Genomic DNA, 11,553 nt, shown 5'->3' with positions numbered 1-11,553 from the left:
AAGGGTTGTTTGAGACTAAGACGTAGATAGGTGGGGTGTAGAAGTATTGTGAGATATTGAGCTAACCCATACTAATTGCCCGAGCGGCTTAACTATACAACGCTCAAGTGTTTTTGTGGGCGGTGAAGCGAAGCAAAAGTAAGCGAGAGAAAGCAGAAAAGCGAAGTAAACTAAACAGAACAAAATAAAACAGTTATCAGCTTGTGACCGAGAGCAGAGAAAGCGCAGTACCAAATTTAGCGCAGAAGTGCGAACAAATCGTTAAAGAACGAAATAATAAAATAAGAAAAGTAAACGAGAAGTTATCGAAGAATAATCCCGGCGGCGAGAGTGCGGTGGTCCCACCTGAATCCATTCCGAACTCAGAAGTGAAACGCTGTAATGCCGATGGTAGTGTGGGGTATCCCCATGTGAGAGTAGGGCACCGCCGGGTTTTTATTAAAGCAAGGCAAATCAAGCCAAGATAAAACAAACCGAATCAGATAAGGCAAAATAAAAGAAATCCCCTGAATCGAAAGGTTCAGGGAATTTTTTTATTGATAAATAGTTTACTAATCTTAATTTTGACTTTTATCCTATAATCTTTACCAACCAACACAATAAAATCCAAAAAACTGACCGCATTTCATTTTAGATTAATCAAATTATTCTGTACATTGAGTATTCTGTGATTTCTTATCGTATTACCGAGTGCTAGAATATCGCCACTCTTCCTTTTTAATAAATATTATGAAACATTTAAAATCCCTTGCTCAACGTTATATTGATTGGCTCATCCGTCTTGGACGGGTTAAATTTTCCTTACTTGGTGTTTTTTTATTGGCTATTTTTGCCCTTTCTCTGCAAATATTATTGAGTCTTTTTATTATCGGAGATATTTATTGGATTGATATTGCACGCTCAATTATTTTTGGATTAATGTCTGCGCCTTTTGTGATTTACTTTTTTGCCGTTTTGGTCGAACGGCTTGAAACATCTCGCAGTCAGCTTTCTCGTAGTGTAACTGAGCTTAAAAAGGAAGTTTCAGAACGTAAACAAACAGAAAATAAACTTTCTATTGCACTTGATAATTTGGAAGAAATTCATCGGGATAAAAGTAATCTGATGGCAACAATAAGCCATGAATTGCGAACACCTTTAAACGGTATTATTGGGCTAAGCCGTATTCTATTGGACGGTGATTTAACGCCAGAACAACAAAGTTACCTCAAGACAATTAATGTAAGTGCGGTCAATTTAGGGCATATTTTTAGTGATATTATCGATTTAAATAAGCTTGATACCAAACGATTAGAACTAAACTTACAGCCTACAAACCTCAATGCACTTTTAAATGATATTCAAAATTTTGCTGTTTTAATGGCAGAACCTAAAAATCTCAAATTTTCTTTAGAAATAACGTCAAATTTACCGGATTTACTTTATTTGGATAGCGCAAGACTAAGTCAAATTCTTTGGAATTTAATTGCCAATGCGGTGAAATTTACAGAAAAAGGGGAAATTAAATTAGTTGTTTCTGCTTCAGAAAATGATACTTATCATTTTAGCGTTTCCGATACAGGGACGGGGATTGCCCAATGTGAATGGGATAATATTTTTAAAATGTATTATCAGGTGAAAGAAAATAAGAAGCGTTCTTCCGGTAGCGGAATTGGACTTGCTATATCCAAAAATATTGCCTTATTAATGCAGGGGGATATATGGGTTGAAAGTCAAATTGGTAAAGGTTCGATATTTCATCTGAATATACAGGCTAAAGAAGCTCATCCGATAGTAGATCATAGCTTTTCCCAACCATTGAACTTGGCGGTTTTACTGATTGAAGATATTGAATTGAATATTATCGTAGCAAAAAATGTATTAGAAAAATTGGGGCATCGTGTTGATGTGGCAATGAATGGGAAAGAGGCAATTCAGTTATTTGAACGTAATTTCTATGATATTGTTTTACTTGATATTAAGCTACCGGATATGTCAGGTTTTGATATAGCGGCACACCTACGTCAACAATATGAAGAAGGTATTTATGATTTTCTCCCACCGCTTGTTGCATTTACAGCAAACGTGATGAAAAACGAGGAAGAGTATCAAGCGAAAGGAATGGATGGCGTATTGCGTAAACCCCTTGCGTTGGATGAGTTAAAACGTTGTCTTTATCATTTTTTTGCAGATGAAAATGTTGCCGCCGATCACGAAGTAAAAGCGCAATTATCCCATCCCTCATTAAATACGGAACTCATTGATGTCTTGGGCAAAACGCAGGCAAAGCAAAATTTAATCTTATTTAAACAGATTATGCCAATCTATTTACAGGAATTAAATGATGCTTTCACCGGTTATTTAACGGATCAAATTTCACAAAAAGAGTTGGTTGATATTGCCCATAAAATTAAAGGTGCAGCAGGATCAACAGGTCTGATCACATTGCAGCAATTAGCGGAAAAAATGCAATGTAATCAGGAGCCGGATTGGGAAGATAATATTGAAGATTGTCTTAATGAGCTCAATACTCATTGGCAGACGAATGTGAAAGAATTGGAAGAATATTTAAACCTATAGAAAATTGACCGCACTTTTAATTCAAAGTGCGGTTGATTTTTCAGTAGTTTTCACTCGCCAATTTTTCTTCGGAATAATCTCGCAATTGTTGTATTTCACGTTTTGCCTTATCAGACAGGACTTTATTATCTTTTAGCATTTGCTCGGTGCGGGCTAGGATAAAACGGAGATAATCAACATTGTGCGTTTGTTCATAAAATTGTTTTGCTTGATACATCTCATTAAAATCTTTATTGGCTTGGGTTAGTAGCATTTTTTGACCGAGTAACACAATAAATGCGAGAGCTAAGGCGATAAGTGTGCCATAACCCTGAGTTGGATAATAAACTAATCCGCCAATAATAAATAAACCGGAGACCAAGCGGGAGCTGTTTTTGATGTAGGTTTCACTAGGAGGGGCTTGTAGTAATGCTTTGAGTTTCATTGTGTTTATCCTAAAAAAAATAAGGGCGGTATCATACGCCCTTATGATTTGCAATTTCAACTATTAGGCAAGAATTCCTGCCCAATAACCTAAGATCCCCACGCCAAATAGAGCAAAGATAATGATCATTGCATTCACTTTTTTACGCAATAAATACATACATAAGAAGGTGAGCAATAAGGCGAGTAAGCCCGGAAGCAGATCGTTTAAAACACCTTGAAGGGTGACCACTACTTCTTCACCGAGCTGGTTTTGATAACGGGTGAGTTCCAATGGCACATTGATACTGGTCCATTTTGAGACAAGTGAACCCATCACAAAAAGACCGAGAATAGAGGCCCCCTGAGTGATTTTTTGTAAACGGCCACCGCCCATATCAGACACGATTTCTGTACCTTTTTCATAGCCGTATTTGAAACCATACCAACGGGTTAAGGCACGAATCACGTTAATTAAAATAAAGAACAAAAGTGGGCCTAAAATGCTACCGGTTAAGGCAATACCGGCACCCAGTGCCGCTAAAACAGGGCGTAATGTTCCCCAGAAAATCGGGTCACCCACACCGGCAAGTGGTCCCATTAAGCCCACTTTTACCCCACTGATTGCCGCATCATCCACATCTTTTGCACCGTTGGCACGTTCCTGTTCCATCGCAGCAGTGACTCCCATAATGGCGGAACCTACCCAAGGTTGGGTGTTGAAGAATTCAAGGTGACGTTTTAATGCCGCCGCTTGATCTTCTTTTTTGCTGTATAAACGTTTGATGGTTGGGATCATCGAAACACAAAATCCCATTGATTGCATACGTTCAAAGTTGAATGAACCTAAAAGGAACGTTGAACGGAAATAGGTGCTTAAAATATCACTTTTAGTAAGTGTGACTTTTTGATCTGACATAATGCGCTCCTTATAGACCTTCTAATTCGTTATCGGCTAATTTTCTTTTGCTGGCAACAGGCATTGCGGCTTGGTTAAAGCGAGGATTTAACTGGATATAAAGCATCGCCAAGCAGGTACCTAAAATACCTAATCCCACTAAGTTATAGTTAGTAAAGGAGGCAATGACGAAACCAAGGAAGAAGAACGGCATTAACGCCCCTGCACGCATCATGTTGATAACCATGGCATAACCGACCACCACAATAAAACCACCGGCAATTTGTAAACCACGGGTGATGACTTCAGGGAGCGCATCTAATGCATTGGTTACCGTATCGGTGCCTGCCACTAAACCTACGGCTAAGGCAGGAACTGCTACCCGCAAGGCTTGTAGGGAAAGGCCGGCAAAGTGACAAAACTCAATGCCACGGAAGTTGGCTTGTTCTGCAAATTTATCGGCTTTGTGTTGTAGGAAAATGGTTAAAGTACGAACAAAAATGGTTAATACTTGACCTGCTGCCGCCACCGGTACTGCAATAGCAATGGCTGTACCCACGGATTGTCCGCCTTTGATGACTAAAATCGCTGAGATGACGCTTGCCAATGCGGCATCCGGTGCCATAGCCGCACCTACGTTCATCCAGCCTAGGGCGATCATCTCTAATGTACCGCCAAGAATGATACCGGTTTCAAGATCACCTAAAACCAAACCAATCATAGTACAAGCAAAAAGTGGGCGGTGGGTTTGACGTTCATCTAACACGCTTCCCATACCGCAGATTGCCGCAACCAGTACGACTAAAATGAGTTCCATTGTTGACATAAAAGGCTCTCCTAAAATTTAATTGAATCTAATTTTTCACGGGTTAGCTCAACCGGTTTATTGGCGGCCACTTTCTGAAGTGAGAGTTTGACACCCAGATCAAGTAATTTTTTGAATGCTTCCACATTCGATGGATTAACGGTGACCGCATCAGAAAGTTGTTTATTGCCTTCTTTGTGCGTCATTCCCCCAACATTGATGGTATCAATACGCAGCCCACCTTCAATTAAACGCACCGCATCTTCCGGTTTGGTGACTAACATCAAGATATTACGGCTGGCGTATTTCGGGTTGTTATACACCTTAATCGCTTTATCCACCGAAATCACATAGGCTTTCAAATGAGGAGGGGCAATTTGGAGTAACAATTCTTTGCGAAGTTCATCATTCGCCACTTCATCACTGATAGCAAAAATTGCCTCGCATTTCACCGCTTTTGCCCAAGATGTTGCCACTTGACCATGGATTAAACGGTCATCAATTCGCAACAGGTTCACACTCATACGACCGTTCGGATCATATTGTGTATTATCTTCTTCCGGTTCCACATCTTCTGATGAGGCGACCGCTGTATTTTCTGCTGAGCTAAAGGAGGCGGTTTCATCGGGTTTGCGGTAGCTTTTTACTGCCATCACCCCCACTTCTTTTGCTGTTGTGGCGAGATCTTCTGCTGATTTGGCATCGTCTTTTGCATCCAACACTTCCAACAACATCGGTAAACTCACCCCGGTGACAATATCATCTTGTGGGCGTTTTGCCGCCACTCGAGCTGCCGCGTTATAGGGGCTACCACCGAATAAATCCACCAAAAATAACACTGAATCGGCGGGATTACATTCAGCGATAATCGCTTCATATTTTTCCACCAAGGTGTCTTGTCCTTCTCCCGGAACGAATGTGACGCCGTGGAGACCTTCCACTTCGCCAAACACCATTTCAGAAGAGTTTACCAACTCTGCGGCAAGTTTGCCGTGAGCGGCAACGATTACTTGAATCATTGGGTACTACTCCTAAGGTTACAAAAAAACGCTGAAAGCATAAGGTAAACGGTTGCGCAACTCAATATTGCCGCTAGAAGATTTGTAATAAAAGTGTGATATGGATCAAAAATTATTCATAATGATGTTAAAATAGACAGCGAATAATGGCGTATTTTGGAGAAAAAGTGCGGTCAAAATGGTGTGTGTTTTGTAGAACATCAAAATTTCGTTAAAATGCGCCAAAATGATGATCAGGATCCCTTATGCTAACTCGTCAATGCCAAGTGCTCATTTCCGATGAAATGCCCTCATTTTTACCGCCGCAAGTTTTAATTGTGGGGGAGCAGGGTATTCCTTTTTCAAAAGCGGCGAATTTATTGGGGCAAGAATTTGAACATATTTTATTTGATGCCAGAGCCGGGATTCATTTAGAGGCCCTTGCCATTGCAGCCGGGACATTAAAACGCGGGGGGCACTTTTGCTTGTTACTTTCAACTTGGGAAGATTTAGAAAAACATCCTGATATGGATAGCCTTCGCTGGAATGGAAACCGGGGGGGGATTTGCACGCCAAATTTTATTCAGCATTTCAAACAATGCCTAGCACGCTACCGTTTTCCCATTTTGAGAAAGGCAAGTGCGGTCAGTTTTCCCGCTGTTTTTCATGATGAGAATAAACATAAAGCTGCAACCTTAGAACAGCAACAAATCATTGAAGCCATTTTACAAAGACAATCTGATCTTTATTTTTTGACAGCAAAACGGGGGCGGGGAAAATCCGCTTTGCTTGGTATGCTTGCCGATTGCATTAATACGCCAATTTATCTTACCGCCCCCAACAAAAGTGCGGTCAATACGTTGTATGATTTTGCCAAAGGAAAGATTGAATTTATTGCACCCGATGAATTAAGCGAGCGTTTACAGAAAAATGCGGCATTCTTTGATAAGGCTTGGCTTTTGGTTGATGAAGCGGCGATGATTCCCTTATCTTTATTACAGCAATTTTCTCAACATTTTCGCCACATTGTTTTTAGCACCACCATTCATAGTTATGAAGGCACCGGGCGAGGTTTTGAATTAAAATTTAAACAAAAAACTCACCGCACTTTCCAACAATTTGAGTTAGATCACCCCTTGCGTTGGGAGGAAAATGATCCGCTTGAACATTTCATTGAGGATCTTTTATTGCTCGATGCAGAAGATAAATTTGAGCAAATTATCTCTCACCCACAGCACAATATCCAAATCAGTGAAATTGCACAGGATAGGCTTATCCGTTCGCCTGAGGCTTTTTATGGCTTGATGACGTTAGCCCATTATCGAACCTCGCCTATTGATTTACGCCGTTTGTTTGATGGAGAAGGGCAACATTTTTACCTCGCCACGGAAAGAGAGCGCCTCATCGGGGCGATTTGGGCGTTGGAGGAAGGGGGAATGAATGATGAGGCGCTCATTAAACAAATTCAACAAGGAAAACGCCGACCTAGAGGCAATCTTGTCCCACAAGCCCTGTGTTTTCATAGCCATTTTCCTCAGGCATGCCGATTGCGTTCACTGCGGATTTCCCGCATTGCCGTACAGCCTTATTGGCAGCAGCAGGGCATCGGGCAGGCATTAGTGGAGAATATGCAAAAATCAGCGGTAGATTTTCTTTCTGTAAGTTTTGGTTATACGAAAGCGTTGGCAAATTTTTGGCAAAAAAGCGGTTTTGTATTAGTACATTTAGGCGAACACTTGGAAGCCAGTAGCGGTTGTTATTCTGCTATTGCCTTGAAGGGGATATCGGAAGCAGGCAGGGCATTTACGGAAATCGCACAGCGACAATTTCAACGCGATCTGGGGCTATCAACGCACCCTTTGGCTGAAAGTCTATGGCGGGGGGAGGTGGATTGGTCGCTTAATGAGGAAGATTGGCAACGTTTAAAAACTTTTGCTTATTTTCACCGCACCTTATTTTCTTCAACCCCTGCTATTCGCCGTTTGTTGAAAGCACAGGGCGAGGGTTATTTTCCACAACTTTCCGCCTCTTTCAGCAAAAAACCGCTTCCCTTTAATAAGAAAAAAAGCGTAGAATGCTTTCGTTTAGAAATTAAACAATATTTAATTCATCAATCCTTAAATCCTTAGAGGAACCTTTATGACAGCACCAACAGAAAAAAATGAGAAGCCAAAAGGATGGTTTAAACAGGCTTTGGAAAAATACGATAATTTTCTTAAAACCTACGATCTTGATTCACCGAGCTGTTGTGGTGTGCCTAAAATGCGGGAAGATGAAAACGGAAATTTATGCAAAGAAGATTCGCTCTTTAAAAAATAACCTGTTTTTTTATACAGATTTCCGGCTTGAATCCCTTTTTTTAATTCAGTAAACTATGCGTCAATTTTTATCAGAAATTGACGCATTATTCATGAAAACCGCTTTTTTCCAACTCGATATTCCCACCAACCCAAACGACCACAAAATTTTAGGCAATGTTTTACCGAGTGCCGATGCTTTAGCCATTAGTGAAGTAGCTGAACAACACTCACATTTAACGGTGGTGGTGACACCGGATACCCGAACTGCAGTGCGTTTATCGGGGCTGTTATCGGAATTCGCTGCACAGGAAGTGCGACTTTTTCCTGATTGGGAAACCTTACCCTATGATACCTTCTCTCCTCATCAAGATATTATTTCCTCCCGTCTGAGTGCGCTTTTTCATCTACAAAATGTGAAAAAAGGCATTTTTTTATTGCCCATTTCCACGTTAATGCAACGTCTTTGCCCGCCCCAATATTTACAACATCATGTTTTATTGATCAAAAAAGGCGATCGCATAGTGATTGATAAAATGCGTTTACAGTTAGAAGCAGCCGGTTATCGTGCCGTAGAACAAGTGTTGGAACACGGTGAATATGCATTGCGGGGCTCATTGCTTGATCTCTTTCCTATGGGTAGTACGCAGCCCTTTCGCTTGGATTTTTTTGATGATGAAATTGATTCTATCCGCACCTTTGATGTGGATACGCAACGCACACTCGATGAAATTCAATCGATTAACCTTTTGCCGGCACAAGAATTTCCAACCGATGAAAAAGGCATTGAATTTTTCCGCACCCAATTTCGTGAAACCTTCGGCGAAATCCGTCGTGATCCGGAACATATTTATCAACAAATCAGCAAAGGCACATTAATTTCCGGTATTGAATATTGGCAACCCTTATTTTTTGAAGAAATGGCGACGTTATTTGATTATCTTCCCGCCCAAACGTTATTTGTGGATATGGAGGCAAATCAAATTCAAGGCGAGCGTTTTTACCAAGATGCCCAACAACGCTATGAACAACGTAAAGCCGACCCTATGCGCCCTTTATTGCCACCGGAACGTTTATGGTTAACGATTGATGAGGTAAACCGCCGGCTGAAAAGCTATCCGCGTATCACACTGAAAAATGAAAAAGTGCGCTCATCGGTACGTCAGAAAAATTTACCGGTAAGTCCATTGCCGCCGATTGCCATTCAATCACAACAAAAAGAACCCCTTGGGCAACTTCGTCAATTTATTGAACATTTTAATGGCAATATCCTGTTTTCTGTGGAAACGGAAGGCCGTCGGGAAACGTTACTTGATTTGCTTCAACCTTTAAAAATGAAACCGAAACAGATTCACACTCTTAAGCAAGCTCACCAAGAAAAATTCAGCTTGCTTGTGAGTGCTTTTGAACAAGGTTTTATTATTGAACAATCGACTCCCTTAGCCATTATTGGTGAGGCGAATTTACTGGGTGAACGGGTGCAACAACGCCAGCGGGATAAGCGTAAAGCCATTAACCCGGATACCCTTGTGCGTAATTTGGCGGAACTTAAAACTGGGCAACCTGTTGTTCATTTAGATCATGGGGTGGGTCGTTATGGCGGTTTGGTTACCCTTGATACCGGGGGCATTAAAGCAGAATATTTACTTCTCAACTATGCCAATGAAGCCAAACTTTATGTGCCGGTTACCGCTTTGCATTTGATTAGCCGTTATGTGGGGGGCGCTGATGAAAGTGCACCATTGCATAAATTAGGTAATGAGGCTTGGGCAAAATCACGTCAAAAAGCCGCAGAAAAAATTCGTGATGTAGCAGCGGATCTGCTTGATGTGTATGCACAACGTGAAGCCAAAAAAGGCTTTGCCTTCCACTATGATCGTGAGGAATTTCAACAATTTGCGGCTACCTTTCCTTTTGAGGAAACCCAAGATCAGCAAATGGCTATCAATGCCGTGATTGCCGATATGTGTCAGCCAAAAGCGATGGATCGGTTAGTTTGTGGTGATGTTGGCTTTGGTAAAACGGAAGTGGCAATGCGTGCGGCATTTTTAGCCGTGATGAACCATAAACAAGTGGCGGTTTTAGTGCCAACAACCTTGCTTGCCCAACAGCATTATGACAATTTTAAAGATCGTTTCGCCAATTTACCGGTGAATGTGGAAGTGTTGTCCCGTTTTAAAACCGCAAAAGAGCAAAAACATATCCTACAACATCTTGCAGAAGGGAAAGTGGATATTTTGATTGGCACCCATAAACTTATTCAATCAGATGTGAAATTTCACGATCTCGGTTTACTGATTATTGACGAAGAACATCGCTTTGGTGTAGGGCAGAAAGAAAAAATTAAACAGTTGCGTGCTAACATCGATATTCTCACTCTCACGGCAACCCCGATTCCCCGCACCCTGAATATGGCAATGAACGGCATTCGTGATCTTTCCATTATTTCCACCCCCCCAGCTCGTCGCTTAAGCATTAAAACTTTCGTACGTCAAAAAGAAGATTTAGTGGTGCGTGAAGCCATCTTGCGTGAAATTTTGCGTGGCGGGCAGGTTTATTATTTGCACAACGATGTGGCAAGTATTGAAAATGCAGCAGAAAAATTGACCGCACTTGTACCGGAAGCAAGAGTGGTGGTCGGGCACGGACAAATGCGTGAACGTGAGTTAGAGCGGGTCATGAGCGATTTTTATCATCAACGTTATAACGTTTTGGTTTGCTCAACCATTATTGAAACAGGGATTGACGTGCCAACGGCCAATACCATTATCATCGAAAGGGCGGATCATTTTGGTTTGGCGCAATTACACCAATTGCGTGGGCGGGTAGGGCGTTCTCACCACCAAGCCTATGCTTATTTGCTGACCCCACCTCCTAAAATGATGACCAAAGATGCACAACGTCGCCTTGAGGCTTTGGAAAGTTTAGATAACCTTGGTGCCGGTTTTATCCTTGCTACCCACGATTTAGAAATTCGTGGTGCAGGGGAATTGTTGGGCAATGAACAAAGCGGACAAATTGAAACTATCGGTTTTTCCCTCTATATGGAATTGCTCGATGCCGCGGTGAAAGCCTTAAAAGAAGGGAGAGAGCCTTCTCTTGAAGAATTAACCCGCCAACAAGCGGAAATTGAATTGCGTATGCCGGCGTTGCTACCGGATAGCTATTTAGGCGATGTGAATATGCGTTTATCTTTCTACAAACGTATTGCCGCGGCACAAACCAAACAAGAATTAGATGAATTAAAAGTCGAATTAATAGACCGTTTTGGTTTGCTACCGGAGGCGACGAAAAATTTACTGCAAATTGCCGAACTGCGTTTATTGGTTGAACCCTTGCAAGTGCTACGAATTGATGCCGGCACACAAGGCGGTTTTATTGAATTTTCACCCAATACCCAAATTGATCCGGAAAAATTCATCCAACTCATCCAAAAAGAGCCCATTGTGTACCGCTTTGACGGCCCATTAAAATTCAAGTTTATGAAAGATCTTTCTGAGAATAAAGTGCGGTTGGAATTTGTGGTGGATTTGGTGAGGTTTTTGGTTGGATAAGGTATATCTGTAGAGGGGCTGGAAAGCCTCCCTACATAGC

8 protein-coding genes and 2 rRNA genes are annotated in these 11,553 nt (G+C 41.5%); 6 read left to right on the top strand and 4 right to left on the bottom strand.

The window, feature by feature from the left end; genetic code table 11:
- The 3 genes from BKK52_RS07240 to BKK52_RS07230 all read left to right on the top strand — a co-directional run.
- Window positions 1-96 (top strand): 23S ribosomal RNA (locus tag BKK52_RS07240); the annotation flags it as partial.
- 221 nt (window positions 97-317) lie between these two features.
- Window positions 318-433 (top strand): 5S ribosomal RNA (gene rrf / locus BKK52_RS07235).
- A gap of 296 nt (window positions 434-729) precedes the next feature.
- Entirely contained in the window at window positions 730-2,559 is a 1,830-nt protein-coding gene (locus BKK52_RS07230) for an ATP-binding protein (protein WP_077478393.1), read from the top strand.
- 40 nt (window positions 2,560-2,599) lie between these two features.
- On the opposite strand, the gene BKK52_RS07225 is transcribed toward BKK52_RS07230, so the two are convergent.
- From BKK52_RS07225 to BKK52_RS07210, 4 genes are all read right to left on the bottom strand, one after another.
- On the bottom strand, window positions 2,600-2,983 hold the full coding sequence (locus tag BKK52_RS07225; protein ID WP_077478392.1) for a hypothetical protein: 384 nt from the start codon (window positions 2,981-2,983) through the stop codon (window positions 2,600-2,602).
- A 63-nt stretch (window positions 2,984-3,046) separates the two neighbouring features.
- The gene (gene manZ / locus BKK52_RS07220; protein ID WP_077478391.1) at window positions 3,047-3,880 is read right to left on the bottom strand and encodes a PTS mannose transporter subunit IID; all 834 of its coding nucleotides are present in this window, start codon (window positions 3,878-3,880) and stop codon (window positions 3,047-3,049) included.
- 10 nt (window positions 3,881-3,890) lie between these two features.
- Window positions 3,891-4,685 (bottom strand): PTS mannose/fructose/sorbose transporter subunit IIC, encoded by a 795-nt coding sequence (locus tag BKK52_RS07215; protein WP_077478390.1) that lies wholly within the window; start codon window positions 4,683-4,685, stop codon window positions 3,891-3,893.
- Window positions 4,686-4,696: 11 nt separating this feature from the next.
- A complete protein-coding gene (locus BKK52_RS07210; RefSeq protein ID WP_077478389.1) occupies window positions 4,697-5,683 on the bottom strand; it encodes a mannose/fructose/sorbose PTS transporter subunit IIA in 987 nt (328 codons plus the stop codon).
- Window positions 5,684-5,928: 245 nt separating this feature from the next.
- Here BKK52_RS07210 and BKK52_RS07205 point away from each other — a divergent pair, with 245 nt between their 5' ends.
- The 3 genes from BKK52_RS07205 (at window position 5,929) to mfd (ending at window position 11,513) form a co-directional block, all read left to right on the top strand.
- Window positions 5,929-7,791 (top strand): tRNA(Met) cytidine acetyltransferase TmcA, encoded by a 1,863-nt coding sequence (locus BKK52_RS07205; protein WP_077474237.1) that lies wholly within the window; start codon window positions 5,929-5,931, stop codon window positions 7,789-7,791.
- Between the two features lie 10 nt (window positions 7,792-7,801).
- Window positions 7,802-7,981, top strand: coding sequence for a DUF5363 family protein (locus tag BKK52_RS07200; RefSeq protein ID WP_077474238.1), 180 nt, complete (start codon window positions 7,802-7,804; stop codon window positions 7,979-7,981).
- 91 nt (window positions 7,982-8,072) lie between these two features.
- A complete protein-coding gene (gene mfd, locus BKK52_RS07195; protein ID WP_077478394.1) occupies window positions 8,073-11,513 on the top strand; it encodes a transcription-repair coupling factor in 3,441 nt (1,146 codons plus the stop codon).
- Window positions 11,514-11,553 lie beyond the last annotated feature (40 nt).

Source organism: Rodentibacter trehalosifermentans (assembly GCF_002000545.1).
Classification (GTDB): Bacteria; Pseudomonadota; Gammaproteobacteria; order Enterobacterales; family Pasteurellaceae; genus Rodentibacter; species Rodentibacter trehalosifermentans.
This window is presented reverse-complemented; position numbering and strand designations above follow the sequence as displayed.